This window comes from Clostridium sp. AF50-3 (assembly GCF_003477445.1).
GTDB lineage: Bacteria > Bacillota > Clostridia > Lachnospirales > Lachnospiraceae > Otoolea > Otoolea fessa.
This window is the reverse complement of the sequence record NZ_QUDH01000007.1, coordinates 39778-66751: the sequence shown is the minus strand read 5'-3', so window position 1 is coordinate 66751 and position 26974 is coordinate 39778. Positions and strand designations below refer to the sequence as shown.

Here is a 26974-nt window from a genome sequence, read left to right as displayed (position 1 = left end):
CATAAGGTGTTTCAGTGGATATGCTGGGAGAAAAAATATGGGAAACCTGTTTTCAAAATTTTTTGGTACGGTCGGAGTGATAGATTCTATCCGGGTAACGCTGGTGATGTCTTTCTGGTCAACCTTGATTGCGTCCATGCTTGGAATTTTTCTGGGACTTGTGCTGGAGCAGACGAAATTTCCAGGAAAAAAGCTGGTAGTCCGCGTGAACCGGACCTTGATGGGAGCACCTCCGGTCGTCATCGGACTGCTCACATATATGCTTTTGAGAAAAAAAGGTCCGTTTGGGGCGCTTCGATGGGTATTTACGATCAAAGGAATGGTGGCAGCCCAGGTTCTGATCATCACTCCGATCGTCTGTGGAATGGTATATTCATATGCGGTCCGCACGGCGCCTTCGATCCGGGCGTTTGCCAGGACGATGGGAGCTGACCGGCATCAGACCGCGCGGCTTCTGCTGCGTGAAATGAAAAATGAAATTTATTTTGCGGTTGTGTCTGGATATGGGCGTTCCATCAGTGAGGTCGGGGCGGTCTTTCTGGTAGGTGGAAATATAAAAAACAGCACCCGGACAATGACGACTGCGATTTCAACCCTGAAAGGTGCAGGCGATTATTATGAAGGGGTATTTTTGGGAGTGATCCTGATGCTTCTGGCATTTGCGGTACAGACATTGGCAGAACATTTCAGACAGGAGGAGACACCGGATGAAAATCTCTAAGCTGCAAAAGAAGATGGGTCAGTTTACGCTTCAAATCGAGGAACTGTATCTGGAGAGCGGGAAGGTTCATGGTCTGATAGGAACCAATGGCTGCGGAAAAACAACACTTTCCAAGCTGATACAGGGGATATTGGTTCCAGATGGCGGGAGGATTGATTACGAGGGACTGACACCCCGGGATATCACGATGACAACACAGAGACCGTATCTTTTGCATGATACGGTGTATCAGAACCTGATCTATCCGCTGAAAATACGGGGAATCCGCCCAGATGAGGCGAAGATGGATGCCTGGCTGGAACGATGTGGGCTTCTGCAGAAAAAAATCAGTATGCCCGTTCCCTGAGCAGCGGGGAACAGCAGAAATTATCATTTATCAGGGCCCTGGTATTTGACCCTGCGTTTGTGATTGTTGATGAAACTCTTTCCAACCTGGATCCTGACAGTACAGAATTGTTTGAACAGCTGATGCGGGAGCAGCAGACGAAAAATAAGATGACATGGCTGCTAATCAGCCATCAGCTGGTGCATGTCCGCAAGATTTGTGACCAGGTACATTTTATGGAGCAGGGGAATGTTCTGGTGTCTGGAACACCGGAAGAAATCCTTCTTCACCCGTCTCACCCGTCCATACGCCGATATCTGGCAGATACAGAGGTTTCATATCGTGAAAATGAAAAAAATTCAGAAATATGAATAAAAATGTGAGGAGATTGCGCTGAATATGAAAAAAATGGAAAGAGTTTTGCTTGGGATGATTGACACAGTTTGTGAAAATGTGGTATAATTTCAGGTAGAAAATCATGAGAAAGAGAATTGTCGCACGAGAGCGGCAGTTATACAGAGTTGATTTCGAGCTTTTCTGCCTAAGCTGTGAACCGATTGACAGGATGGAAGAAAAGCCAATGGGTATCCGGGGAAACGCGGGTGCCTCCCCGCATCAGACGATGCATTGGAAAGGAATAGCTCTCGGATGACCGGGATGAAGCCCCGGAAGTTCTGGAAAAGAGCAGTAAATTCCGCCAGCCCAAGCAAAGCCTGATGTAGATAAGTGCATATCAGCAGAAAGCCATAAGAGGCAGACTGCATTATCAGGAACGGATACAGAGAGCGGAATGTTTTCTGTATTCGTTTTTCTGTTTCATTCGGAGAGGCGGTCTATGAATCAAAAGCACTTCGCATGGATGCATACCTTCGCGAAGAAGAATCATGCCGCAAGGGAGGAAATATGAAGTTATTGAAAGTTGATACGCTGGCGCAGGCGCGGAAACGTCTGCTTGAAGCGGCAAAAGAGTGCCTGCCAGAGACGGAGCGGGTTGCGCTTGCAGATGCATCTGGCTGCATTTTAGCAGAAGATATTGTCTCTGAGGAAATGATTCCTGCATTCCGCCGTTCCAGTGTAGATGGGTATGCAGTCTGTTCAAAGGACACGGCGGGCGCAACAGAAAGTATCCCGGTTTTTCTGAAGGTGCTGGAAGAAGTAGAGATAGGACATCCGGCGGTATCAAAGATTGAACCGGGTACCTGTGCCTATGTACCGACCGGCGGCATGGTTCCGGAAGGGGCAGATGCCATGGTGATGGTAGAATACAGTGAACGGTTCGGAACAGATGAGGTTGCCCTGTATGAAAATGTTCCGTATGGAAAATGCATCGTGCTTCCGGGAGAAGATGTAAAAACCGGGGATATAGTCCTTAAAGCGGGAACCCGGATTGGCCCGGCGCAGGCGGGAACGTTGGCAGCGCTTGGCGTGGTGCAGGTGCCGGTTTTTAAACCGTGGAAGGTGGCAGTTCTATCGACGGGCGACGAACTGGTCAGGATCGATCAGGTTCCTGGACCGGGGCAGGTGCGGGATATTAATACATGGGCGCTGTCATGTTATGTGAAGAAGACAGGTCTGGAGCTTGTTTCGGCAGAGGCAGTGAAGGATGAAGAAGTACTTTTAGAGGAGAAAATCAGGGAGGCGGTCAAAGCCTGTGATTTGATTCTGATCTCCGGAGGAAGTTCCCAGGGAAAGAAAGATATGACTATGGAGATATTAAACCGCATCTCCAAGGAGGGAGTATTTACCCATGGGCTGGCACTGAAACCGGGAAAACCGACGATTCTGGGATATGATAAAGAGAAACATACGCTGTTAGGAGGACTTCCTGGGCATCCGGCAGCAGCGCTTACCGTTTTCCACTTATTATTTGTGTGGCTCTGGAAGCAGGTAACCGGTCAGCCAGATCAACCTCCGCTAGAAGCCTTTATGACAACGAACCTGGCGGGGGCACCCGGAAAAACAACCTGCCTGCTGGTAAAGCTTCAAATGGCTCCGCAGGGGCTGGAGGCAGAACCGGTATTTGGAAAATCAGGCTTGATTTCGACGATGGCAGAGGCAGACGGCTACGTTCTGATTGATATGAATCAGGAGGGACTGAAGAAAGGTGAGCAGGTGAAGGTATACCGTTTTTAAAATGAATTGCTTCCAGAAGGGCGACGGAGAATAAAGGATCGGCAGAGCCTGGTGGAAACAGAATAGAGGCAGAGATGGGAAAGAGAAATTTATATCTGAATAATACACCGGTGGAGGAGGCAAAAGCCCTTTACCAGAAAGCACTGGAGGAATTATTAAGACCCAAGGCAGAATGGATTCCCGTGACGGAAAGTCTGCACCGGATTACAAAAGAGGCAGTCTATGCGAAATATTGTTCTCCGCTTTACAATGCGGCGGCGATGGATGGAATCGCGGTTGAGGCAGAGAAAACAAAAGGAGCATCGGAGCGGAAACCACTTACCCTATATCCAGGTACAGATTTTACAGTGGTGGATACGGGCGATCCGATTCACGCACCATGCGATGCAGTTATCATGGCGGAGGATCTGCTGGAGCAGGAGGATGGCTCGGTGCAGATTACGGATGCAGCTGCATCATGGCAGCATGTGCGCCCGATCGGAGAAGATATCGTAGCGGGTGAGATGCTGATGCCCGGTTATCATGAGATACGCCCGATTGATATAGGTGTTCTCCTGTCTGGCGGAATTACAGAGATTGAGGTGTTGAAAAAGCCGTCGGTAGCGATTTTTCCGACGGGAACCGAAATCATAGAGCCGGGACAGGAACCCAGGGATGGGGACATCATCGAATCGAATTCGAGAGTGTTTGAGGCACTGGTAACGGAACATGGCGGTGCGCCCCATCGTTTTCCGCCGATTGCGGATGAATATGAAACATTGAAAGCAAAGGTGGCAGAGGCGGTTGAAAACTATGACATGGTAATTGTCAATGCCGGCTCCAGTGCTGGAACCGAAGATTTTACGGTTCATGTACTTCGGGAATTGGGGGAGGTTCTGGTACACGGGGTGGCAATCAAGCCGGGAAAACCGGTAATATTGGCGATTGTCAATGGAAAACCGGTGATCGGACTTCCGGGATATCCGGTATCCGCCTATATCAACTTTGAAAATTTTGTAATTCCTGTGCTGCAGAAACTGGCAGGACGTACAGAAACAGCCGGCACGACGGTGCGGGCTGTCATATCTAAACGCCTTGTATCATCCCTGAAACATAAAGAGTATGTGCGGGTGAAAGTAGGAGAAGTGGGCGACAAGCTCGTCGCTTCTCCACTGGCGCGCGGGGCGGGAGCAGCGATGAGCCTGGTGCGGGCAGACGGGTTCTGTGTGATTCCTCAGAACAGCGAGGGGGTCGAGGCGGGAGATACCGTTGACGTAGAGCTATACCGTTCTCTGGAGGAAATTGGAAGTACGGCAGTGGCAATCGGAAGCCATGATCTGATTCTGGATGTGATGGCAGATTTGCTGCCGTGTATGTACCCGGGTAATTACCTTTCCAGTACGCATGTAGGCAGTATGGGCGGTTTAATGGCATTAAAGCGGGGAGAGGCGCATCTGGCTCCGACTCACCTGCTGGATGAAGAGACAGGAGAATATAATATTGCGATCCTGAAAAAACTGTTTGCGGGTGAAAAAATGGCACTTGTCAAGGGGGGTGAGCGAATTCAGGGAATTATCGTAAAAAAAGGAAATCCGCTTGGAATCCATGAAATTGAAGATCTACGTGGCTTGAATTATGTCAACCGACAGAGAGGAGCGGGGACAAGAGTCCTTTTTGATTATAAGCTGAAGGAAGCCGGTATTTCACCGGAAGAGATTCACGGATATGACAGAGAGGCGGCAACGCATATGGCAGTGGCGGCTGCCGTGTCCGGCGGCGATGCAGACGCGGGCATGGGAATCCAGTCGGCAGCCAGGGCAATGGGACTTGATTTTATTGAGATTGGACGGGAAGAGTATGACTTTGCGATTCCAGTCAGATTTCTGGATTTTCCACCGGTACAGCATTTTCTGGCGGTTTTGAAAAGCCGGGAGTTTGCAGAGAGAGTGGAGAAGCTCGGTGGTTATGGGCTGGCAAGAACCGGAGAAATTTTATATTTATAAAAGAGGGGATTAGATGGGAGCAGTTGTGCGTGAATTATATGTGTTCCGGCAGAGGGGACAGCCGGGAGAAGCCGTGGAGAGCGCCTGGTTCCGAAGGGGGATCGGAATGGAGGGTGACCGGCATGCAGCGGGAGGTGAAAGGCAGACTTCGCTGTTGGCGGGAGAAGCCCGGGACTGGATGGAGAAGCAGACAGAACCGGGACTCTGCTTCCGTCGCTACAAGGCAAACCTGATAACGGAGGGAATAGATACCACTCAGTTAAATACGGGGGATCTTCTGGCGGCGGGAGGGGCGGTGTTCCGCGTCTCCGGGTATGGAAAAAAGTGTTTTCCAGAGTGTATTTACCATGAAAAAGGAGTTTTCTGCCGCCTTTCGGCAGGAGCCATATTTTTGGAAGTGATTCGGGACGGATATGTATCTGTTTCGGATGAAATAATGAAATTAGGCAAAAAGGAGGAACTGTGATGAGACGATTAGAGAAAGATGAATCACTCTGCATTGGCTGCCACCAGTGCGAAGAAGCCTGTTCGAAGGCATTTTACAAGGTTTCGGATCCAATGAAATCCTGCATCCGCATTACCGACAAGGAGGATGGAAGCCATCATATTGCTGTGTGCACACAGTGTGGAAAATGTTCTGAAGTGTGCAATACAGGTGTGATTACGGAGGATGCGAGAGGCGTTTACCGGCTGAACAAGAAAGAATGTGCCGGTTGTCTGATGTGCGTTGGATTCTGTCCGGAGAATGTTATGGTACAGTGTGATGATTATCTGGAGCCGTCCAAATGTACGGCGTGCGGATTGTGCGTAAAAGCATGTCCGACCGGAGCGATCCGTCTGGTAGAAGAGTAAAGGGAGGAGAAAGGCATGATTAAAATGTGTGATCTTCCGCGTTATGCGGACGCAGATATGGAAGAAATCAAAAAAATGAAAGAGGCCCACACGGTTCTCAATCAGGTTACATATGAGCCAAAGCCGCTGTATCATGGATATACGGATAAGCGCCTTCGAATCAATGTGACAGATAACACCATCGATATGATCGACATTCCTCAGGAGGTCAAAGAAAAATTTACCGGCGGCAAAGGTTATTGCCTGCGTTATCTGTGGGATGCAACGAAGCCGGATACAAAGTGGGACTCTCCGGAAAATGCCATTACCATGTCGGCAGGACCGATTGCCGGAATTACGCAGTACGGCGGTACCGGAAAATGCCTGGTATGCAGCATTTCACCGATGACAGATATCCCGATTGATTCAAACGTCGGCGGATATTTTGGTCCATTCTTAAAATTCTCCGGATTTGATGTGATCGAGCTGACTGGAAAAGCGGAGGAAGACGTGATTATTGTCATCGATGGCAATAAGGGAACCGTTTCAATTGAAAAAGCACCGTTAGAGCATAAAGATGCACATGTATTGGGAGAAGAGCTGACAACCATGTATGCGGAGGATGACAATGATCGCAAAAACGTGGCGGTCGTATGTTCTGGTTCAGCGGCGGATCATTGCAACCTCTCTATGTTGAATTTTACATTCTATGATCCGAAAAGAAATGTAGTCCGCTTAAAACAGGCTGGACGTGGTGGTATCGGACGTGTCTTTGCGGACAAGCACATTAAAGCGCTGGTATGCCATTTTAAAGGCGTAAAAGCAAATCTGAACCATGTATATGATATCAGTATCCTGAACCGGGATGGCCTGAAATTCCATCGTGAGGTGGCGACACAGGATGACAAACAGAATTCAATGCGTAAATCCGGAACAGCATACTCCCTGCGTATCATGAGCGATTATGATATTCTGCCGACGCGCAATTATAAATATGGCGGAACGGATAAGATCGATGAGATGGCACCGGAGGTATGGAGAAATAAATGGCTGACCCAGGGCGGAGCGGACGGATGTTGGTATGGATGTTCGATGGCGTGTGCTAAAACAGCCGATCAGTTTGAATTAAAGACAGGTCCGTATAAGGGACATAAAGTATGTGTGGATGGTCCGGAGTATGAGACAGCAGCCGGTGTTGGTCCGAACTGCGGCGTAACCGATCCGCAGGTAATCCTGGAAGTGAATTTCTACTGTGATACATATGGCATTGATACGATTTCCTTTGGCACCATGACTGCCTTCCTGATGGAATGCTATGAAAATGGTATCCTGAATAAGGAGAGAACCGGCGGTCTGGAGCTTGTATGGGGCAATGCAGAGGCGGAGCTGGAGCTGCTGCACCAGATGGCGCGAAACGAAGGCTTTGGCAAGATTGCGGCACTTGGAAGCCACAAGCAGAAAGAGTATTTTGCAGCGCAGGGCTGGGGCGATATGGATTTCATGAATGATATTGCGATGGAACAGAAGGGACTTGAATATTCAGAGTATGCTTCCAAAGAATCCTTGGCGCAGCAGGGCGGCTATGGTCTGACCAATAAGGGACCGCAGCATGATGAGGCATGGCTGATTTTCATGGATCAGGTAAATAACCAGATTCCTACCTTTGAGGATAAGGCGGAGGCGCTGTATTACTATCCGATGTTTAGAACCTGGTTTGGTCTTCTGGGACTTTGCAAGCTGCCGTGGAATGATATTGTACCGGCTGACAACAGCCTGACCGATGAACCGGCGAAGGTACCGGAGCACGTAGATAACTATCTGGATCTTTATTATGGTGTTACTGGGGTCAAGATTGATAGGGATGAGATGATTAAAATGTCCGAGCGCGTCTACAATTTCCAGCGTGTTTTCAACATTCGTCTTGGCAAGGGACTGCGTGCGAACGATGCGATTCCATACCGTTCCCAGGGACCGGTTACGGAAGAAGAATATCTGTCCCGTCAGGAGCGCTACGATGGTCAGCTGGTAGAGCTGGTTGGTTTTACAAAAGAAGAAGTCGAAAAAATGTCCTTAAAGGAAAAGATGGCTGCGACCAGAAAGCACAGAGAAGGGGAATATGAGAAGCTGATTGATGCGGTATATCCGAAGCGCGGCTGGAATTTAAACGGTGTTCCGACAATTGCACACCTGAAAGAGCTTGGCATGGATCTTCCGGAGCTTTTGGAAGTAGTTGAGCCGCTTCAGTAAGACTATTCATTAATACGTTGCAGAAGGGAAGTGGATATAATGGTACTGAATAACCGTCCATATCCGGACTGGCATGAAGGACTGACAATCAGGGGTGTGATGGAACACATGAAATTTACCTGGCCCAAGCTGGTCGTGAAGGTAAATGGGCAGCTGGTCTGGCCAGAAGACTATGATAAAGTAACACTTGAAGAAGCAGATGATTTGAAGATTTATCATTTACTGGGGGGCGGTTGATTCAGAAAGGAGACGCTGGTTTGGAGATAGACAAAGAACGCTATAAAAGAAATATTCTCCTGCCGGAGGTAGGAGAAGAAGGACAGAAAAAGCTGGCGGAAAGCCGGGTGCTGGTAGTCGGGGCGGGGGGACTTGGATCTCCCGTCAGCCTCTATCTGGCAGCAGCAGGAGTCGGTACGATCGGGATTGCTGATTTTGACCGGGTGGATGTCAGCAATCTGCAGCGGCAAATCCTTTACCGGGAACAGGACATTGGAAAGGCAAAAGCAGAACTGGCGGCGGAGCAGCTTCAGAGCCGGAACCATTCGGTGCAGGTAGAAGTATACCCAGAGGGAATTACAGCTGAAAATGCAGAAGAAATTCTTGCAAAGTTTGATGTGATTGTGGATGCTTCGGATAATTTTCCAACCCGCTATCTGCTGAGTGACACATGTATGAAGCTGGGAAAGCCGGATGTATATGGAGCTATCTGTGAATTTGCGGGACAGGTTACCGTGTTCGCATCGGACGGACCATGTCTGCGCTGTCTCTGTCCGGAGGCAGAGGACCCATCCGGAAACCCGAATTCGGCTGCTTATGGTGTGCTTGGCGTGATTCCCGGCATGATCGGGTGTATGCAGGCGGCAGAAGTATTGAAGCTTCTTTTGGGCAAGGGAGAGCCGCTGATTGGAAAAATGCTGTTCATTGATGCCAAAACGTGGTCCACGGATCTGATAGAAGTTCCGGTGCATCCCCAGTGCAGCTGCCATACACATACCAAAGTTCACCGGACGTGAAAACGGTATTAAAAATAGACATATGGAACAATCTCTTTACTTCACAGGAAAAGAATGATAAAATAAATTAGATTGCCGAAAGCAGATGAGGAAGATTATCCACTCTGCTTTCGGCTGGATTCAGGTAAACAAAAAGGTAAATTAGATGACCAGGAATGTTTCTCTGAAATTACGATTATTGAGAAGTTAAGAGGTAAAAGGCAAATGGCGAAGGGTAATAACACAAAAGCAAAAATTGCCCGTGTTGCATGGAAATTGTTTCATGAGAAGGGATATGAGGAGACGACGATCGATGAGATTATCCTGCAGTCTGGAACATCAAAGGGAAGCTTCTATCATTATTATAGTGGAAAGGATGAGCTTCTGGCATCTCTTCCAGAGATCTTTGATGCAAAGTATGAAGAGGTAATGCAGGCGCTGGATCCGGAGATGGACAGCTTTGACAAGCTTATGACGCTCTGCTTCAGTGTACATGATCTGATAGAGTCGGATATCCCGGTAGGCTTCTGGCGTCACTCTATTCCTCGCAGGTGGTGACAAAGGGGGATAAGCATCTTTTGAACCAGAACCGTTTTTACTATAAGATGGTAAATCAGCTGGTCGATGAGGGGCAGCGCCGGGGGCAGATTACCCGCAGTATGCCATATTACGAGATCGCACATATGTATGCACTCTGTGAGAGGGCAATCATCTATGATTACTGCATTTCAGACGGTGGCTATGCGCTTGGAGAGTATACAAGAAAGACAATGCCTCTGCTGTTCGGCGGAGTGCGTGTAAAGCAGGAAGCCAAATAAAAAAGCAGACGGAAAATGCTTCTTATGGGTATTTTCTGTCTGCTTTTGTGCGTGATAGCCGCATGCAGATCAGGATAGAATGGAGTACTTTTAAAATACTGGGACGGGAAAATGCAGCTTAAGAAAGGAAAAATGCCAGATGGAACGAGAAAATCAGGAGTACATAAGCATTGTGAATGCAACGGAAAACAACTTGAAACATGTGTCGTTGAAAATTCCGAAAAAGAAAATCACGGTTTTTACCGGTGTGTCCGGTTCGGGCAAATCATCGCTCTGCCTTGATACGATTGCGGCAGAGTCGCGGCGGGAGCTGAATGTGACATTTCCAAGTTTTGTCCAGCAGTTTCTGCCGAAATATGGTCGTCCGGAGGTTGAGCGCATGGAGAATCTTCCGGTCACGATCGTGATCGATCAGAAAAAGCCGGTGGCAAACTCCCGCTCAACGGTCGGCACATACACCGATATCTATGCGCTGCTGCGCCTGCTCTTCTCACGTGTGGGCAAACCGTTTGTCGGCTATTCGGACAGCTTTTCCTTCAACCATCCGAGCGGCAAGTGTGAGCGCTGTGAGGGCCTGGGTGTTGTGACGGAGCTGGACATCCACAAGCTGGTGGATTTTGATAAATGCCTAAACGATGAGGGCGTTATCCAGTGGCCGGCGTTCACGACCGGTGCATGGCGGTGGAAGCGGTACGCGTACAGCGGTCTGTTTGATTTGGACAAGAAGATCAAGGATTATTCGAAGGAGGAGATGGATTTATTTCTCTATTCGCCGCAGATCCGCCTGAAAAACCCGCCGGCAAACTGGCCGAAGTCCGCGAAGTACGAGGGCATTTATCCGCGTATGTACCGCAGTATCATTACATCTAAGGAAGGACAGCTTCACAAGAAGGAGCTGGATCGCATTGTCAGCACCTTTACGTGTCCGGAGTGCCACGGGGCGAGACTGAATGCAAAGATCCGTAGCTGCCTGATTAACGGAAAAAATATCTGCGAGGTTTCGGATATGCCGATCCCGGAGGCGGCAGAGTTTATCCGCCAGATCGACGATCCGCTGGCGCGCGATATCAAGACCGAGATCCTGAAGCGGATGAATGCGCTGATTGAGATCGGACTCAGCTATCTTTCTTTAAGCCGTGGAACCGACACTCTCTCCGGCGGCGAGGCGCAGCGTATCAAGATCGCGCGTTACATCAATTCGCCGCTTACCGATATGATGTATGTGCTGGATGAGCCGAGCGTCGGACTGCATTCGCGCGATATCCAGAATCTCAAAAATTCGCTGATCAAGCTGAAAGAGCACGGAAATACCGTGATGATTGTGGAACACCACCGGGAAGTCATCGCTCTGGCGGATCACATTGTGGATATGGGACCGGAAGCGGGCATAAACGGTGGACAGATCATGTATCAGGGAAGCTACGAGAACCTTTTGAAAGCGGACACTGTGACCGGGCGGATGCTGCGGACGAAAACGCCGATGAAGATGGAGTACCGCAAGCCGAACGGATGGTATCAGGTTGAGCACGCGAAGCTTCATAACTTAAAAGATCTGAGCGTAAAACTGCCGCTTGGCGTGATGACGGTCATCGCTGGTGTGGCTGGTTCGGGAAAAAGCTCCCTGATGGAATATTTTACGAGTCAGTATCCAGGCGAGGTGATCTCGATCCGGCAGAAGGATATCGGTATCAATCTGCGTTCGACCCCGGCGACGTATCTGGATATCGCGGATGCGATCCGGGCGCTTTTTGCGAAAGCGAACCATGTCGCACAGGCATATTTCAGTTTCAATTCCAAGGGCGCCTGCCCGGCGTGCCAGGGAAAAGGTGTAATTATATCGGATATGGCATATATGGATTCGATTGAGACGGTTTGCGAAGTCTGCCACGGAACGCGGTATTCGGAGGAAGTGCTGCACTATCAGTACAAGGGAAAAAATATTGCGGAAGTCATGGATATGACCGTCCGTCAGGCGATCCAGTTCTTTGAAGATGCGGATTTTGTGAAGAAACTCGATACGCTGGTACAGGTCGGACTCGGTTACCTGCACCTGAATCAGTCGATGACGACGCTTTCCGGCGGCGAGCTGCAGCGTGTGAAGCTGGCGAGCAAGCTGGATGAGCGGGGACAGATATTTATTCTGGATGAGCCGACTGACGGGCTGCATCTCGACGATATCCGCCGTCTGATGAAGCTTTTCAACCGGATGACCGATCAGGGCAATACACTGTTTATCATCGAGCACAGCCTGGATGTGATGAAGGACGCCGACTATATCGTGGAGCTTGGACCGGGCGGCGGACTCGCAGGCGGCAGTCTGCTCTTTGCCGGGACACCGAAGGAGATGCTGGAAGCGGAGCGGAGTGTGACGCGGGAGTATCTGCGGGAGAGCTTATAGATAAAGAAAAATATCCCGAATGCATCGGAAAGTGCATTCGGGATATTTTTAATCAATCAATTCGCTCAATACCATGGCAGCTTGAAAGATATTTCTTCGCATCCTTAAAAAACGCCGCCACGATCAGGAGAATGATAAACGCGATCGGAAATGCTGCAATGATGGACACGGTCTGCAGGTTTGCCATTGAATTATCACTGAAAATGAGGACCATCGGCAGTAGAATCAGGCTCAGGGACCAGAAGGTTTTGATCGCCATGTGCGGTTCGTCCTCGCTTGTCAGGTTCTTGTAGGAGTAGGCGGAGGCAACCAGTACGATCGCGTCAAAGCTGGTGGCATAGAAGGCGATCATCGCCGCCGCGAGCAGAACGAGAACCATCGGGGCGAGCGGAAGCGTGCGGATGATGGCAGTGATTGTGGAATAGAGGTCGCCACTGGCGGCATAAAGCCCCATGACATCCAGTTTTCCGAACACCTGGAGTCCCAGGCTGTAGTTTCCGAGGATAATAAAGCTCACAAACGTGCCGCCAAGCCCGAACACGTAGCCGCCGAGGATTGTCTGCCGGATCGTACGTCCACGAGAGATGGTTCCGATGAAGAACGGGGCAGCGACGCACCAGACCATCCAGTATGCCCAGTAGAACATTGTCCATGTCTGCGGAAATGAGGTGGTGCGCTGTGGGTCGGTGTAGGTGGAGAGTCCGATAAAGTTCTGTACCAGATTTCCGATGGAGGAAAAGCCGGTTTCGATGATATAGCGAGCTTCACCGCCAAACAGCAGCACATACGCCAGAAGAGCGAAGAAGAGGTAGACGCAGGACGCCGCGAGCTTCTGGATGCCCTTCATGCCACGCACGACGGAAACGGTATATACCAGGCAGGTGACTGCCAGAATCGCGATGGTGATGAGGCGGGTGTCGCCGAATCCGAAGAGTTCGGAGACGATCTGGCTCATCAGAGGGGTCGCCAGCGTAAAAGTCGTGGTTGTGCCGGCCAGCAGTGCGAAGACCGCCATCAGATCAATCAGGGTTCCGGCAAGCCCGTCTGTGTGTTTTCCGAGGATCGGGCGGCAGGCTTCGGAGTATTTCTGTTTATGGCAGCCGCGCACATGAAGCATGAAGCCAAAGGCAGCGGCGAGCACGACATAGAAGCCCCACGGGATCGGACCCCAGTGAAAGAGCGGGTATGTGCTCGCCCAGTCCTGAATACTGCCCATTTCTGCCAGATGCGGGTCATTGGCGTAGAGAACCCACTCACACAGGGAGTAAAAGAGAATGTCCGCCGCAAGTCCGGAGGTAAACATCATCGAACCCCAGGCAAAATTGGAATAGAGCGGCTTCTCATCCGGTTTTCCGAGCCGGATGGTTCCGTAGCGGGAAAAGGCGATGTAGATTGACAGAAGAAAAATGCCGAGTCCGATGGCAAGGTAGCCGACACCGAAGTTTTCCCCGAGAAAGCTCCGGAGATTTTCCAACACTGCCTTGGATGCATCTGGCGCAGCCAGAAAGCAGAGACAGAGTATTATAATAAGAAGAAATGGGACGACCATCGTGGTCCAGTCCAGGCGTTTTGGCTCTGGCGCTGTTTGGGATTGTGGATTTTGCATGGGAAACCTCCTTTTAAATCATTTGTAAAAATGAGGATTTTTGCAAATGGTTCATGTTCATTTTTTGATAAATAAATTAAATATTGAACACATTATAGCATTGGGTGGAAAAAAAATCAATGAAAAATTTGGGAAAAAATAGAGAAACAAGGAAATAGATGTTACCGGTTCACGGGTAGGCACTTTTGGAACCGAAAGTGCCGTAAGAAAACGTGGTGGCAGCAGGAATTTGCCGTATTGAAATGCGAAGCCACGGCAAATTCCGTTACTGGGCACGTATGCGTGAACAGTAACGAATCGATAGAAAAATGTATGGGAGGCGGCAATGGAAAAAACTTGCCGCCTCCCTACTGCTCAATCTGCACATCAAATCCCAGTCCGCGCAGCATATTCGCATAATTCTCCATATCCTGGCCGGAGAAGGTCTGCTCGCGGGCAAGCGTCGGAGATTGCGTGTATTTTTCATATTTAATGATCCCCAGATTTGAATAGGAGAGCAGAATTACATGTCTGATGTGGTGCTCAGACAAAAGGTGGGCATACCTGCGGGCATCGATGAGCGTGTCGTTGATGCCGGGGGTAATGGTAATGCGGACCGCCACTTTTTTTCCGATAGAGATGGCAAAGTCCAGATTTTCCAGAATCGAATGATTTGAGACACCGGTGAACTGGACATATTTCTTTTCAGAATAATGTTTTAAATCGATGATAATCATGTCCGCGTTGGCGATGAAGCGGGAGAAAGCCAGCGGTTTGGCGAAAGCGGTCGTCTCAATCGCGGTGCGGATGCCGTGTTCTTTACATTTTTTCAGGACAGCGGTGGCTGCTTCCGGCTGCATCAGCGGATCGCCGCCGGAGAGAATGACGCCGCCATTTCCATAGAGCTCCCGGTCGGCAAGAATTTTTTCCATGATTTCATCCATATCCATCATCTGACCGACGAAATGAAGCATTCGGGAAGGACAGTGATCCGTACAGGCACGGCAGAATGTACAGGTGTCCGGGGTAAAGGTGAGACGGTTGTCCGAAAATGCCAGACTTCCGGTGGGACATTCGCTGACACAGAGATTGCAGTAGAGACAGTGCTTACTGTCCCAGAGAATCCGGGTCGGGCGCTCATGCGCCTGCGGTGTTGAACACCAGACACAGCGCAGTGGGCATCCTTTAAAATAAATCGTAGTCCGCAGCCCGGAACCGTCAGCCAATTCATTTCGTTTGATCTTAAATATATTCGCCTGCATGAATACAATACTCCTGAAAATCCTTCTGATATTTATAAAACACGATAAGACATTGAGTATTCCGGCACGGGATGGCACCGGAATTTCCGAATGGATTCGTAATACATCTGAATGCAAAATACAGGCTAACTATAGCATAAAGAAGATAAAAAGTAAATGAGACAGTTTCTCCAATTTGCTGCTTGATTTTTTTACAAAGATTTGACAAAAAAGTGGAAATAAATTTTACAAAAAAGCGCTATAATAAAACAGGTTCGAGAGAGAATATGTGTGAACGCTGCGAAAGAGCAGGTTATACAGCGGCAGATTTGCCAACTGGCACATATCGAAAAAGAAACCACGAAGGAATACCGCGAGAGATCGGGCGGCTGGCTTAAAATGAAGCGCGAAAACAGCTGCAGGAAAAAGATGGAAGATAGCGGGGAAGATATGGAATTGAAATATGAACTCTGGAAAGAGAGTATATTTCAAGAGAAAGTTATATATGAATGTAGGAAGCGTCTGTCGGGATATCGGCGGGCGGTTTTTTGTGTAATAGGAAATTCCTTGGAATCCCCTATTACACAAAAAGGCACTAACGTGAAATTACAGTATTATACATAATTTCTATACACAAAAGAGGTATTTGTTTATGTTATGAGCACAGACTTACAACACTTATTAGTAAGAATTAATATAAGGTACTTTTAACGAAAAATTTACGGAAAATCACGCTTACAACGTGAAAAACACGGTTGTAATTAGGAAATAAACTTGTTATAATGGGTGGCTGAAATGGAAAAATGTAAAACAAAAAAGAAAAAAGTTGGGAGGTTACGAAGGTGAAAAGATTGAGTGCGTTTTGCGCGAGCCTGGGATTATTTTTGATGGCAAATCCGATGACGGCTCTGGCAGCAGAACAGGAAGGCGGTGCATCGGCATCCTCTGTGCCGCTCTGGATGTGTATTCCATTTGCGGGACTGCTTCTCTGTATTGCGATTCTGCCGCTTGTGAAGGCAGAATGGTGGGAAGAGCACCAGCCTCATGCGGTTGCTCTTTGGTCAATTCTTTTTATCATTCCGTTTGCGATGCGTTACAGTGCGGGGACAGCACTGGAAACGGTTCTGGAATGCCTGGTCAATGACTATTTGACCTTTATTATTTTGTTATTTGGACTTTTCTGCGTCGCCGGTAATATCACGATGTCCGGTGACCTGGCGGGTTCTCCGCGTGTCAATGTGGGACTACTGGCACTGGGAACCCTGCTTTCAAGCTGGATCGGTACGACCGGTGCCAGTATGCTGATGATTCGTCCGGTTGTCAAGATGAATGCATGGAGAAAGAAGAAACGTCATATCATTATCTTCTTTATTTTCCTTGTATCCAACATCGGCGGATGTCTGACCCCGATCGGTGACCCGCCGCTGCTGATGGGCTTCATGCGCGGCGTACCGTTCTTCTGGAGCTTACATCTGGCACCGATCTTATTCTTCAATATGCTGGTGCTGCTGACAATCTTCTATTTTATTGATAAGAGGGCATATCGTCAGGATATCGCGAGCGGCCTGAAACCGGATATCAGCAAACCGGGTACCGAAGTGAAGCTGCGCGGCGCGCACAACCTGATTTTTCTGGTTATGATCGTGGCAGCCGTTATTTTAAGCGGTACCTTACCGTCCATGCCGCAGTTCCAGGATGCAGCCGGAAAGGTGCTTGGCATCCACCTGTTTGGAGAGGTAGAATTAAGCTATCCGGCCATCATTGAGATTGTGATCATTCTGGCGGCGGCCTTCCTGTCCTTCAAGACCACGAAGGTTGAGATCCGCCGTGAGAACCATTTTACCTGGGGCGCGATTCAGGAGGTTGCGGTTCTGTTTATCGGTATTTTCATCACGATGCAGCCAGCCTGATGATTCTGAAAGCAAATGGCGCGAACCTGGGCATCTCCGAGCCGTTTGAAATGTTCTGGGCGACCGGTCTGCTGTCCAGCTTCCTGGATAACACGCCGACTTATCTGGTATTTTTAACAACGGCAGGTGCGCTTGGATTTACGGAGGGCATGGTGACGACGTTGGGAACGGTTCCGATCAAGATGCTGATGGCGATCTCCTGTGGTGCGGTATTTATGGGTGCGAACACCTACATCGGAAATGCACCGAACTTCATGGTTAAGTCGATTGCGGATGAAAACGGTGTGCGTATGCCGTCCTTCTTCGGATATCTGCTCTGGTCGTTCGGTATTCTGGTTCCGGTCTTTGCACTTGATATGCTGTTATTCTTTTTATAGGGGGTGAGTGACGATGAGCAACAATCAGGAACATACCAATACAGATAATATGGAAAATCAGACGCAGCAGGCGCTTGAAAAGGACAGCGCCCAGTATGCGAATGAAGTAACGGGTGCGGAAAATGCAGCCGAAAAGGATTCAGCAGGGAAGAAGCCGGGCAGCACGGTGCCTGGAAGAGATGAAAAACGAATCCGTGAACTGGCGGAGAGTATTTACGATCTGGATGCGGAGGTTTATGCACAGTTAGGTTCTTCTCTGGGACGTGTTTTCAACCGTGACCGGAAGCGCTGCGTGGATGAGCTGACTCATCTGATGCTGACACGCCCGCAGGGTAACCTGGTTCGAAGTGAGATTGCCCTGATCGGAAACATGGCGCGTACCATCGAGAATAAGGAAGAGCGGAAGCTCGTCATGACCGAGTACAACCGGATTCTGACCGAAGTCATGAGTCTGCCGACCAGTTTCGCGAGCGGCGACGTTATCAACGCAGAGCTGGCGAAGCTGAATACATTTAACCTGAAAAACCGTTTCTCCGAAAATGACCACCTGATCGTATGTATCAGCTGGACCTACGGAAGCGGCGGTGTAAATATCGGATTTAAGCTGGCAGATAAGCTGAAAATCAATTTCTACGACGCGGAGATCTTTGAAGCGGTTCTGAAACGTCTCGAGGCTCAGAAGGATTCTATACAGGATTCTGTCAGCTACGGAATCAAGCCGGGAATCAAGAAAGAGCAGGCGCACGATCAGAATGCCAATGTAAACCCGAGTGAGGCATTCATCCCGGAGCGCCATCTGACCCTGCGCCAGCGTATGCGCGAGTTCAGCCGTTTCCACGGACTGCCGAAGCGTGATGCGGTCTTCTTCAACGAGAGCGACCTTCTGGTTGACATGGCGAAGAAGGAAGATTTTGTTATTCTGGGACGATGCGGAGATGCCATCATGGCAAACAACAACATCCCGCATATCAGTATCTACATCACGGCGCCGTTTGAGCAGCGTATCAAACGTGCGATGGAGATTGACAGTTCCCTGACGGTCAAGCAGGCACGCCATATGTTAAAGCATCTGGATCATGTCCACAGCCAGTACTATCATTATTATACAAACCGAAACTGGGGACATTCCAACAACTATGATCTCTGTATCAACAGTGCCAGCTACGGTATCGATGGAACCGTGGATTTCATCTATCGGATGATCATGGCGCGGGAAGAGGATAAATAAGAGAACGGCTGAAGATGATGGGAGTCAGCGAAAGACAACAGACGCTGCTCCCAGATTCTTCGGTCGTTTTTTTACATTTATAGTTTACTGCCAATAGAATGTATAACTAAAAAGATTCAGAATTTTTGCGGCGGAATACTTGCAAATTTGAGGGAAAGCCAGTATACTAGGTACCATATCACAGGGAAGTCCTTCGAAAGCGGGAGATTGGAAGAGGCATCCTTCTCGAAAGGAGAAATAAATTATGGAAGAAAGAATTATGCGCCGCGTAGCGGATTCAGCTGTTATCCAGACACAGCTTGTATTAAATAGTCACTTAAATGGTGCTGGTCGTTTGTTTGGCGGTCAGCTGATGGAATGGATCGACGTTGTAGCGACCGTTGTTGCGCGCCGCCACGCGCACTGCAATCCGACAACTGCATCGGTTGATAACCTGCAGTTCAAAGAGGCAGTCCACCTGAACAATACCCTGATTATCGAGGGTAAGCTGACTTACGTTGGAAGAACCTCCATGGAAGTGCGCGTCGATACATTCGTAGAGTCTTTAAGCGGCGCACGTAAACTGGTTAATACCGCTTATGTGGTTATGGTAGCGCTGGATGAAAACGAGCATCCGATGGAAGTTCCGGGACTGCTTGTCGAGACCGATGAGGAGAAGGCAGAGTGGGAAGCTGGCGTGAAGAGAAACGACTTGCGGAAACACCGCCGTGCGGAGAACTACTAATCGGCAGTGTTTTTGTTTGGGAAAGGGAATTTGCATAAACCGGAAACCGATGTAATAAGATGTAAAAAACGTTCTCAGGGGAACTCCCATGAAGGAATATATCGAGGAACGGGCGGTTGCGATCGCTAATTACATCATAGACTACAATGCGACAGTGCGGCAGGCGGCCCGGAAATTTGGGATCAGTAAATCTACCGTGCATAAAGATGTGGCCGAGCGCCTTTCCCATATCAATCCGCCGCTTGCATCCCGGGCGCGTGTGGTACTGGACATCAACAAAGCGGAACGCCATATCCGGGGCGGGATGGCGACGAAAGAAAAATATGAGCATGAGCACCAGCTGCGCGCGTGCAGCCGGGATGAGAAATAGAAAAGCTGGTAAAATTGGAGCTGAAAGCAGAAAAAGGGGCATTCCGCCTGGACGGGCGGAGTGCCATTTTTTCTGCTTCATTGCAAACTATTTCAAAATATGCTATAGTAGCTTCGATTCATAAAGCTATATGTCAGCCAGATTCAGGCATATGGCAGCGTAGGAGGAACGGGAAAATTCTGAATTGAAAGATAAAAAACAAAGAGGAAGAATGATAGATGGAACCAAGACAGGCAATCCTGGTAGTCAGCTTCGGGACAAGCTACAATGACAGCCGAGAAAAGACGATCGGAGCGGTTGAGCGTGCAGTGGCGGAGGCATTTCCGGCATATGAGGTGCGCCGGGCATTTACCAGCCAGAGGATCATTGATAAATTGAAAAAGCGGGATCAACGGTCGATCGACAATTTGAAGGAGGCACTTGACCGGGCAGCAGCCGATGGGATTAAAAGTCTGATTGTGCAGCCGACCCATCTGATGGATGGATTTGAATACATGGATGTAAAAGCGGAAGTGGAAGCGAATCAGGGGCGTTTTGAACGGCTGGCGCTGGGAGCACCGCTTCTTGCCAGTGAAGCGGATCTGGATGCGGTGATTCGGGCGATGACAGGAGAATTGGGCGGATATGACGATGGAAAAACGGCACTCTGCCTGATGGGGCATGGGACGGACGCGGCTTCCAATCAGGTGTATCAGAAGATGCAGGATAGGATGATCGCGGGCGGCTATGCAAATTATTACATCGGAACCGTGGAGGCGCAGCCGGATTTACAGGCGGTGATCGAGAAATTGGGCGCGCAGAAACACTATCAGAGGGCAGTGCTGCAGCCGCTCATGGTGGTTGCAGGCGACCATGCGAATCAGGATATGGCAGGTGAAGAGGAGGATTCCTGGAAGAGCCGCCTGGAACGCGCCGGATACCAGGTGGAATGCCGCATCCGGGGACTGGGAGAGGTTGAGGCGATCCGGAAGCTGTATGTGGCGCACGTGAGAGAGGCAGAGTGGGAAAAATGAAGAAAATAGGATGGATAATGGGAAAGAAAAGGTTACTGTACACGGGTAGGCACTTTTGGAATCGAAAGTGCCGTAAGAAAACGTGGTGGCAGCAGGAATTTGCCGTATTTAAATGCGAAGCCACGGCAAATTCCGTTACTGGGCACGTATGCGTGAACAGTAACAAGAAAATGGCACTTAGGATGGTAGGGCTGTCGCTTATGGGGGTGCTGCTCTTGAGCGGCTGTGGAAATACGGGAAAGAGTGCGGTGGCGGCAGCGTCGTCTACATCTGCCAGTGAGACATCCAATGAGGCGGGTAAAGGTACGAAAGTGTCCCAGCCGGCAGAAAACGTGGATGCACAGGTGGCGGAGGCATCACTTCCACAGCCGGGTGAGGCGATCAGTGCGTTCCTGACCTGGAAATCGCGGATGGAGCTTGCCTATGCGACCCAGTTTGCGGTCGATACCTATGAGGATGCGAACGGGATACAGTACGAAGCAGTTTCGGTTGCGGATGGAAGCCGTTTTCTTCTGATTCCAGAGGGCGGAAAGGTGCCGGAAGATCTTCCGGATTCGATCCAGGTGCTTAAGCGCCCGGTCAAACAGATTTATCTGGTAGCGACCGCGACCATGGATATGTTCCGGATGCTGGGAGCGCTCCCGGATATCCGGTTTTCGGGAACCGATGCGTCGGGCTGGTACATCCCGGAGGCAAAGGAGGCGATGGAGAATGGGTCAATTCTCTACGCAGGCAAGTACAGCGAACCGGATTATGAGCGGATCGTCTCGGAGGGCTGCGGTCTGGCAATAGAAAATACGATGATTCTCCATTCGCCGGAGGTAAAAGAAAAGCTGGAAAGCTTCGGAATCCCGGTGATTGTGGATCATTCCAGCTACGAAGCACATCCGCTGGGACGGACGGAATGGATCCGCCTGTATGGAGTGCTGACCGGAAAAGAAAAAGAGGCGGAAGCGGCATTTGCAAAGCAGGAAGCGGCTTTGCAGCGAGTTACAGAAGAAGGTTCGGATGTGGAGAACGCAGGCGGGAGCGTAAAAACAGAACAGACGGCACAGGCGGAAAAGCCGTCGGCGGCATTTTTCTATATTACGAACCAGGGCAGCGTGAACGTGCGCCGTTCCTCTGATTATATACCGAAAATGATAGAATTAGCGGGCGGCAGATACATATTCGGTCATCTGGGGGATGACGGAAAGCGGTCTTCGACCGTCAATATGCAGATGGAAGAATTTTATGCAGCCGCGAAAGAATCCGATTATCTGATTTATAACAGCACAATCGACGGGGAGGTTCACTCAATTTCGGAGCTTTTGGCAAAAGCGTCGGTTCTCAAGGATTTCAAGGCGGTACAGGCGGGAAATGTCTGGTGTACGACGAAGAATCTCTATCAGGAATCTATGTCAGTTGGAGCGATGCTGGAAGATATCCATGCGATTTTCAGCGGAAGCCAGGAAGATGGGACATATCTGTATAAATTGCAGTCGTGAGGAAGGAAAGTATAATAAAGATAGATAGGAGAAACGATGCGTTCAGTATCAGAAGCAAACAGACAAAAACAGGAAAAAGGACAAAGAAACCTGACGCAGGCAGGCAGACAGGTGCGGATCGCAGCCGCATTTCTGCTTCTGATTGTGCTGCTGCTCCTGTCGCTTATCTGGAGCGCCTGCTCGGGCAGTGTATCGGTTCCACTCATGGAATTTTTAGAGGAATTGCGGGAGCCTAAGCTGCGTGGAATGGCATGGACGATCATCTGGGAGATCCGTCTGCCGCGCGCGCTGGCGGCGCTGATCCTTGGCGGGGCGCTGGCACTGTCAGGGTATCTGTTACAGACATTTTTCCACAATCCGATCGCGGGTCCCTTTGTGCTGGGAATTTCTTCTGGTTCAAAGCTTTTGGTAGCACTTGTGATGGTCGGATTTCTGGAATGGAATATTACGATCAATTCGGGGATGCTGGTGGCAGCGGCATTTGCCGGAGCGCTTCTCTCTATGCTGTTTGTGCTCCTGGTCGCGCGGAAAATGGAACAGATGGCGATGCTGATCGTCGGGGGCGTGATGATCGGCTATATTTGCTCGGCAATCACGGATTTTGTTGTGACCTTCGCCAGCGATGCGGATATTGTCAACCTGCATAACTGGTCGCGCGGAAGTTTTTCTGGTATGACCTGGGAAAATGTGGCAGTCATGGCGGGCGTGACCTTTGTCTCAGCGGCAGCGGTGTTTCTGTTATCCAAGCCGATCGGCGCATACCAGATGGGGGAGACGTATGCGAAAAGCATGGGAGTCAGTGTTGCACAACTGCGTTTCTTTATGGTGATTTTGTCCAGCATATTATCTGGCTGCGTAGCGGCATTTGCCGGTCCGGTTTCCTTTGTTGGAATCGCGGTTCCGCATCTGATCCGCTGGCTGTTTGCCGATACAAGACCGCTGGTGCTGATTCCGGGCTGTTTCCTGGGCGGAAGCGTGTTCTGCCTGATCAGCGACTGGCTGGCGCGGACGGTCTTTGCCCCGACGGAATTGAGCATCAGCACGGTAACAGCTGTCTTCGGTGCGCCGGTCGTGATTTTTGTGATGATGCGGAAACATCGAAAGAGCACCTGAAGCATAGAGAAGCAGAGGAGAAAATACCATGAATCCAGAAACTGAGGAGAAGATCTACTTTTATACAGAGGACTTACAGGTTGGATACGGTGGAAAACAGATCTTAAATCCAGTCCGGATCGGGATAAGGAAGGGTGAGATCCTGACTTTAGTCGGACCGAATGGAGCCGGAAAATCGACCATTTTAAAGAGTGTCGCCGCGCAGCTTCCCCCTATGGGAGGCGCGGTTTACCTAGACGGCGCGGACCTTCTGGGAATGAAGGGAACGGAGCGCGCACGGCGGATGGCGGTCATGTTTACGGAAAAGATCCATGCAGAGTGGATGACCTGCCGGGATGTTGTGGCAGCCGGGCGTTATCCGTACACGGGGCGGTTTGGTGTCCTCTCGGAGGAGGACTGGAAGGCAGTTGATGAGGCGATGGAGGCAGTGCAGGTATCAGAGCTTCGGGAGCGGGACTTCCAGACGCTCAGCGATGGTCAGCGGCAGCGGGTGATGCTGGCGCGGGCGCTCTGTCAGGAGCCGGAACTGCTGCTTCTCGATGAGCCGACTTCCTATCTGGATATCCGTTATAAGCTGGAATTTATGTCGGTCTTGCAGGAGCTGGCGCGCCGCAAGAAGGTGGCAGTCATTTTATCCATTCATGAACTTGATCTGGCGGAGCGCGTCTCTGACTGGGTGCTGTGCGTCAGCCCGGGGCAGGAAAGCCGGTTTGGACGCCCGGAAGAGATGCTGACTCCGGAACATCTTTCCGAGCTGTTCCAGGTCGAGGAAGGGCGCTTCCGTCAGACAGGCGGCAGTATGGAGCTTCCACGTCCGGAGGGGGCACCAGAGGTGTTTGTGCTGGCAGGAGGAGGAAGCGGGCGCGCTGTCTTCTGGCAGCTTCAGAGAGCTGGAACCACGTTTGCGGCAGGGATCGTATCGGAAGCCGACTTAGATTATCCGGCGGCTTGTACATTGGCGTCCAGATTGATTGCAGTCCCCGCATTTGAAGAAATATCAGAGGAAAAGGAACAAGAAGCCAGAGAATGTCTGGATGCGTGCCAGTGCGTGATTGCGTGCCGCAGGCAGTATGGGGGCTGGGCGGCGGCGAACGACCGGCTGCTGGCGTATGCCAGGGAAAAAGGAAAAAAGATAGAATATCACAACCTTCCGCTTCATAAAATGCAGTAAATCAAAGCATTTTGCCGCGTGGCTGCGTGCAGGGGAGCGGGAGGTTTTTTATTTGATGAAAAGTAAGAAAAGCAGGAAAAAATGGCTTCTAAGCCTTATGGCTGTGATGGGAATCTTTCTGGCGGGGGTCTATGCGGTTGCATGCGGCGGTGAAAAACAGGCAGAAAAATTGCGGGATCTGGAATTTGCCGTCATAGGTCCCGATGAGACGCCGCAGGAGCTGTCGCAGATCATAGAAGAAAAGAAGAACGATTCCTTCCGCCTGACTTACACAAGCGGAAATGACCTCTACATAGCTGCCGGGTACGGCAAGCAGGAGACCGGCGGCTACAGCATTACGGTTCCGGAGTTGTACCTGACGGACAATTCGATCATCGTCAAGACCGAGTTAAAAGGACCGGAGAGAAGCGAGCCGACCGGGGAAGAGCCGTCGTATCCGTATATTGTGCTGCGGACGGAACTGCTGGAGGAACCAGTGGTATTCCAGTAGTTTCCTATGAAACAAAAAAACAGGAACCGGCGAGAGTATCATCCGGTTCCTGTCTTTATGCAGTTTCTGCAGAACGATTTCCGCAGGATTTCCTATATGAGTATAAGACTGGTTTCCTGATTACAGGGAAAGAGCCTCTTTTACCTTGGAAATGATGTGAAGTCCGATGTCTCTGGAAGCATCTACGGACTGAGCGCCGATGTGCGGGGAAACGATGAAGTTGTCGCACTCGAACAGCGGGCTTGCGAATGTATCATCACCTGTCAGACCGCTGCCAGCCAGCTCGTTCTCCATAACGTCTGCTGCGTAGCCGCCGATCTTGCCAGCTTTCAGAGCCTCGTACATGTCTTTCTCGTTTACGATACCACCACGGCTCATGTTCAGAACAACTGCATCATCCTTCATCTCAGCGATGGACTTAGCGTTGAACAGATCCTTTGTCTCTGGTGTCAGCGGTACGTGGATAGATACGAAATCAGCTACCTTTAACATCTCGTCTACGGACATGCCAGTTGCATGCTCTTTCTCGAAATCTTCCGGTTTCAGGAATGGATCGTAAGCAACGACAGTCATACCAAATGCACGACCAAGTTCGCCGACTCTCTTACCGATACGACCGAAGCCCATAACACCCAGAGTCTTGCCGCGAAGCTCACGACCTTCGAATTTATATTTGTTCCACTCGTGTTTTACTTTTACATCGTAGTTAGCTGTGAAAGTACCACGGGAGATATCTAACATCTTGGAAATGGTCAGCTCTGCAACTGCGTTAGCGTTTAAGCCCGGTGCGTTGAAGATCTGGATTCCTTTGGATTTTGCATAGTCCATATCAATGTGGTTTAGACCAACGGAGCAAACGCCGATAACCTTCAGGTTCTTAGCAGCGTCGATGATCTCCTGATCGATCTTCGGATCTACACGCATGATCAGAACGTCTACGTCACCGATTTCAGCTAATAACTGATCCTTGGTGGACGGCAGATTCTCTGCAGTTTTAACTTCCATGTATTTGCTGAGTTCTTCAGCAATACCAGCGTATACTTTGTCAATGATAAGACACTTCATAGTTTAATTTCCTCCGCTCTTATTTTGTAAAATGTACCTATATGCAAGTATACCTAAAATCTGCTGTTCAGTCAAGTCATTTTGCCGTACCAAAAAGAAACTCGTATTCGATTTTTTATATAACACTTATAAGTAAATGCTGGATAAAAAGGTGTTTTTGTAGAAAATGCCGCGAGAGCGATTTATAAATTGTATTTTGAGATAGGGCAGACTATAATAAAGGTACGATGCAGTTCAAAGTCCGGTTCCGGACGGCATTCGATGATTCTGCCCGCAAAGAGGGCATCTGTGATTCACAGAAATATCCGGGTATTTATGAAATTTCATAATGCATTTTTTGTTTCAGGGGAAACTGCGTCCTATGAAACAAAAAAATAGCAGTCATATGATTGAGCAGTGCTGAATATAAGTATCATATCGTTACTGTTCACAGGTAGGCACTTTTGGAACCGAAAGTGCCGTAAGAAAACGTGGTGGCAGCAGGAATTTGCCGTATTTAAATGCGAAGCCACGGCAAATTCCGTTACTGGGCACATATGCGTGAACAGTAACATCATATCGGCATTTAGAAAACATGGCATCTTATATCTTGAATGATATTTGTGTGTGATGCGGTATTTTATGCTGATTTAAACTCAGCACAGAAAATTTCAGGTTACGGTTCATTTAATGCGAAGCCACGGCAAATTCCGTTACGGGGCACGTATGCGTGAACAATAACAATTTTAGAAAGGATGGAGAAGGTTGAGAGAG

Annotated in this window: 24 protein-coding genes, 1 pseudogene and 1 riboswitch; of the genes and pseudogenes, 22 read left to right on the top strand and 3 right to left on the bottom strand. The window is 49.6% G+C overall.

What is annotated here, in order from left to right; all coding sequences use genetic code 11:
* Positions 1 to 37 precede the first annotated feature (37 nt).
* The 13 genes from DW085_RS09625 to DW085_RS09575 all read left to right on the top strand — a co-directional run bounded on the left by DW085_RS09625 (position 38) and on the right by DW085_RS09575 (position 12447).
* On the top strand, positions 38 to 721 hold the full coding sequence (locus DW085_RS09625) for an ABC transporter permease (protein ID WP_022360331.1): 684 nt from the start codon (positions 38 to 40) through the stop codon (positions 719 to 721).
* Entirely contained in the window at positions 708 to 1067 is a 360-nt protein-coding gene (locus tag DW085_RS19780; protein ID WP_243033997.1) for an ATP-binding cassette domain-containing protein, read from the top strand. The genes DW085_RS09625 and DW085_RS19780 overlap by 14 nt, the downstream gene beginning before the upstream one ends.
* Positions 1025 to 1417 carry a hypothetical protein gene (locus tag DW085_RS19775; RefSeq protein WP_243033996.1) on the top strand — a complete coding sequence of 131 codons (393 nt, stop codon included), beginning with the start codon at positions 1025 to 1027 and terminating at the stop codon, positions 1415 to 1417. Before DW085_RS19780 ends, DW085_RS19775 begins: the two co-directional genes overlap by 43 nt.
* A gap of 142 nt (positions 1418 to 1559) precedes the next feature.
* Positions 1560 to 1700: riboswitch (molybdenum cofactor riboswitch) on the top strand.
* Between the two features lie 249 nt (positions 1701 to 1949).
* A complete protein-coding gene (gene glp / locus DW085_RS09615; protein WP_118492529.1) occupies positions 1950 to 3179 on the top strand; it encodes a gephyrin-like molybdotransferase Glp in 1230 nt (409 codons plus the stop codon).
* A 74-nt stretch (positions 3180 to 3253) separates the two neighbouring features.
* Positions 3254 to 5161, top strand: a complete 1908-nt coding sequence (locus tag DW085_RS09610) for a molybdopterin biosynthesis protein (RefSeq protein ID WP_118492399.1) — start codon at positions 3254 to 3256, stop codon at positions 5159 to 5161.
* Between the two features lie 13 nt (positions 5162 to 5174).
* Positions 5175 to 5627: a rhodanese/MoeB/ThiF domain protein gene (locus tag DW085_RS09605; protein WP_022360327.1), complete on the top strand. Its 453-nt coding sequence runs from the start codon at positions 5175 to 5177 to the stop codon at positions 5625 to 5627.
* A complete protein-coding gene (locus DW085_RS09600) occupies positions 5627 to 6013 on the top strand; it encodes a 4Fe-4S binding protein (protein WP_022360326.1) in 387 nt (128 codons plus the stop codon). Before DW085_RS09605 ends, DW085_RS09600 begins: the two co-directional genes overlap by 1 nt.
* A gap of 15 nt (positions 6014 to 6028) precedes the next feature.
* The gene (locus tag DW085_RS09595) at positions 6029 to 8239 is read left to right on the top strand and encodes an aldehyde ferredoxin oxidoreductase C-terminal domain-containing protein (RefSeq protein ID WP_207662794.1); all 2211 of its coding nucleotides are present in this window, start codon (positions 6029 to 6031) and stop codon (positions 8237 to 8239) included.
* A 39-nt stretch (positions 8240 to 8278) separates the two neighbouring features.
* Positions 8279 to 8476: a sulfur carrier protein ThiS gene (gene thiS, locus DW085_RS09590; protein WP_022360324.1), complete on the top strand. Its 198-nt coding sequence runs from the start codon at positions 8279 to 8281 to the stop codon at positions 8474 to 8476.
* A gap of 20 nt (positions 8477 to 8496) precedes the next feature.
* Positions 8497 to 9252 (top strand): HesA/MoeB/ThiF family protein, encoded by a 756-nt coding sequence (locus DW085_RS09585; RefSeq protein WP_182430848.1) that lies wholly within the window; start codon positions 8497 to 8499, stop codon positions 9250 to 9252.
* 204 nt (positions 9253 to 9456) lie between these two features.
* The gene (locus DW085_RS20570) at positions 9457 to 9789 is read left to right on the top strand and encodes a helix-turn-helix domain-containing protein (protein WP_347475050.1); all 333 of its coding nucleotides are present in this window, start codon (positions 9457 to 9459) and stop codon (positions 9787 to 9789) included.
* Positions 9790 to 9809: 20 nt separating this feature from the next.
* A complete protein-coding gene (locus DW085_RS20565) occupies positions 9810 to 10049 on the top strand; it encodes a hypothetical protein (RefSeq protein ID WP_347475049.1) in 240 nt (79 codons plus the stop codon).
* Between the two features lie 139 nt (positions 10050 to 10188).
* Positions 10189 to 12447 carry an excinuclease ABC subunit UvrA gene (locus tag DW085_RS09575; RefSeq protein WP_107001408.1) on the top strand — a complete coding sequence of 753 codons (2259 nt, stop codon included), beginning with the start codon at positions 10189 to 10191 and terminating at the stop codon, positions 12445 to 12447.
* 52 nt (positions 12448 to 12499) lie between these two features.
* On the opposite strand, the gene DW085_RS09570 is transcribed toward DW085_RS09575, so the two are convergent.
* Both DW085_RS09570 and DW085_RS09565 read right to left on the bottom strand, forming a co-directional pair.
* Positions 12500 to 14053 carry a BCCT family transporter gene (locus DW085_RS09570; RefSeq protein WP_118293379.1) on the bottom strand — a complete coding sequence of 518 codons (1554 nt, stop codon included), beginning with the start codon at positions 14051 to 14053 and terminating at the stop codon, positions 12500 to 12502.
* 347 nt (positions 14054 to 14400) lie between these two features.
* Positions 14401 to 15294: a glycyl-radical enzyme activating protein gene (locus tag DW085_RS09565; protein ID WP_107001410.1), complete on the bottom strand. Its 894-nt coding sequence runs from the start codon at positions 15292 to 15294 to the stop codon at positions 14401 to 14403.
* Between the two features lie 866 nt (positions 15295 to 16160).
* On the opposite strand from DW085_RS09565, the pseudogene DW085_RS09555 reads away from it, so the two are divergent.
* The 9 genes and pseudogenes from DW085_RS09555 to DW085_RS09515 all read left to right on the top strand — a co-directional run bounded on the left by DW085_RS09555 (position 16161) and on the right by DW085_RS09515 (position 25156).
* Positions 16161 to 17560, top strand: a pseudogene (locus DW085_RS09555) (sodium:proton antiporter).
* 13 nt (positions 17561 to 17573) lie between these two features.
* Positions 17574 to 18788, top strand: coding sequence for a cytidylate kinase-like family protein (locus DW085_RS09550; RefSeq protein WP_243033995.1), 1215 nt, complete (start codon positions 17574 to 17576; stop codon positions 18786 to 18788).
* Between the two features lie 244 nt (positions 18789 to 19032).
* Positions 19033 to 19512, top strand: coding sequence for an acyl-CoA thioesterase (locus tag DW085_RS09545; protein WP_107001412.1), 480 nt, complete (start codon positions 19033 to 19035; stop codon positions 19510 to 19512).
* An 88-nt stretch (positions 19513 to 19600) separates the two neighbouring features.
* Positions 19601 to 19882 (top strand): sporulation transcriptional regulator SpoIIID, encoded by a 282-nt coding sequence (spoIIID, locus tag DW085_RS09540; protein WP_117796058.1) that lies wholly within the window; start codon positions 19601 to 19603, stop codon positions 19880 to 19882.
* A 218-nt stretch (positions 19883 to 20100) separates the two neighbouring features.
* Positions 20101 to 20895 (top strand): sirohydrochlorin cobaltochelatase, encoded by a 795-nt coding sequence (locus DW085_RS09535; protein ID WP_118492393.1) that lies wholly within the window; start codon positions 20101 to 20103, stop codon positions 20893 to 20895.
* Positions 20896 to 21047: 152 nt separating this feature from the next.
* Positions 21048 to 22382, top strand: a complete 1335-nt coding sequence (locus DW085_RS09530; protein WP_243033994.1) for an ABC transporter substrate-binding protein — start codon at positions 21048 to 21050, stop codon at positions 22380 to 22382.
* A gap of 36 nt (positions 22383 to 22418) precedes the next feature.
* The gene (locus DW085_RS09525) at positions 22419 to 23495 is read left to right on the top strand and encodes an iron ABC transporter permease (RefSeq protein WP_118492389.1); all 1077 of its coding nucleotides are present in this window, start codon (positions 22419 to 22421) and stop codon (positions 23493 to 23495) included.
* A gap of 28 nt (positions 23496 to 23523) precedes the next feature.
* A complete protein-coding gene (locus DW085_RS09520) occupies positions 23524 to 24666 on the top strand; it encodes an ABC transporter ATP-binding protein (protein ID WP_118492387.1) in 1143 nt (380 codons plus the stop codon).
* Between the two features lie 55 nt (positions 24667 to 24721).
* Complete coding sequence (locus DW085_RS09515) at positions 24722 to 25156, top strand: protease complex subunit PrcB family protein (protein ID WP_118492385.1); 435 nt, start codon at positions 24722 to 24724, stop codon at positions 25154 to 25156.
* Positions 25157 to 25276: 120 nt separating this feature from the next.
* On the opposite strand, the gene DW085_RS09510 is transcribed toward DW085_RS09515, so the two are convergent.
* The gene (locus tag DW085_RS09510; RefSeq protein ID WP_022360306.1) at positions 25277 to 26221 is read right to left on the bottom strand and encodes a D-2-hydroxyacid dehydrogenase; all 945 of its coding nucleotides are present in this window, start codon (positions 26219 to 26221) and stop codon (positions 25277 to 25279) included.
* Positions 26222 to 26974: the final 753 nt, after the last annotated feature.

Bases quoted from the DNA above. Each gene is read 5' to 3' on its own strand.
- DW085_RS09625 (WP_022360331.1), top strand. From the start codon at position 38: ATGGGAAACCTGTTTTCAAAATTTTTTGGTACGGTCGGAGTGATAGAT.
- DW085_RS19780 (WP_243033997.1), top strand. From the start codon at position 708: ATGAAAATCTCTAAGCTGCAAAAGAAGATGGGTCAGTTTACGCTTCAA.
- DW085_RS19775 (WP_243033996.1), top strand. From the start codon at position 1,025: ATGTGGGCTTCTGCAGAAAAAAATCAGTATGCCCGTTCCCTGAGCAGC.
- glp (WP_118492529.1), top strand. From the start codon at position 1,950: ATGAAGTTATTGAAAGTTGATACGCTGGCGCAGGCGCGGAAACGTCTG.
- DW085_RS09610 (WP_118492399.1), top strand. From the start codon at position 3,254: ATGGGAAAGAGAAATTTATATCTGAATAATACACCGGTGGAGGAGGCA.
- DW085_RS09605 (WP_022360327.1), top strand. From the start codon at position 5,175: ATGGGAGCAGTTGTGCGTGAATTATATGTGTTCCGGCAGAGGGGACAG.
- DW085_RS09600 (WP_022360326.1), top strand. From the start codon at position 5,627: ATGAGACGATTAGAGAAAGATGAATCACTCTGCATTGGCTGCCACCAG.
- DW085_RS09595 (WP_207662794.1), top strand. From the start codon at position 6,029: ATGATTAAAATGTGTGATCTTCCGCGTTATGCGGACGCAGATATGGAA.
- thiS (WP_022360324.1), top strand. From the start codon at position 8,279: ATGGTACTGAATAACCGTCCATATCCGGACTGGCATGAAGGACTGACA.
- DW085_RS20570 (WP_347475050.1), top strand. From the start codon at position 9,457: ATGGCGAAGGGTAATAACACAAAAGCAAAAATTGCCCGTGTTGCATGG.
- DW085_RS09575 (WP_107001408.1), top strand. From the start codon at position 10,189: ATGGAACGAGAAAATCAGGAGTACATAAGCATTGTGAATGCAACGGAA.
- DW085_RS09570 (WP_118293379.1), bottom strand. From the start codon at position 14,053: ATGCAAAATCCACAATCCCAAACAGCGCCAGAGCCAAAACGCCTGGAC.
- DW085_RS09565 (WP_107001410.1), bottom strand. From the start codon at position 15,294: ATGCAGGCGAATATATTTAAGATCAAACGAAATGAATTGGCTGACGGT.
- DW085_RS09550 (WP_243033995.1), top strand. From the start codon at position 17,574: ATGAGCAACAATCAGGAACATACCAATACAGATAATATGGAAAATCAG.
- DW085_RS09545 (WP_107001412.1), top strand. From the start codon at position 19,033: ATGGAAGAAAGAATTATGCGCCGCGTAGCGGATTCAGCTGTTATCCAG.
- spoIIID (WP_117796058.1), top strand. From the start codon at position 19,601: ATGAAGGAATATATCGAGGAACGGGCGGTTGCGATCGCTAATTACATC.
- DW085_RS09535 (WP_118492393.1), top strand. From the start codon at position 20,101: ATGGAACCAAGACAGGCAATCCTGGTAGTCAGCTTCGGGACAAGCTAC.
- DW085_RS09525 (WP_118492389.1), top strand. From the start codon at position 22,419: ATGCGTTCAGTATCAGAAGCAAACAGACAAAAACAGGAAAAAGGACAA.
- DW085_RS09520 (WP_118492387.1), top strand. From the start codon at position 23,524: ATGAATCCAGAAACTGAGGAGAAGATCTACTTTTATACAGAGGACTTA.
- DW085_RS09515 (WP_118492385.1), top strand. From the start codon at position 24,722: ATGAAAAGTAAGAAAAGCAGGAAAAAATGGCTTCTAAGCCTTATGGCT.
- DW085_RS09510 (WP_022360306.1), bottom strand. From the start codon at position 26,221: ATGAAGTGTCTTATCATTGACAAAGTATACGCTGGTATTGCTGAAGAA.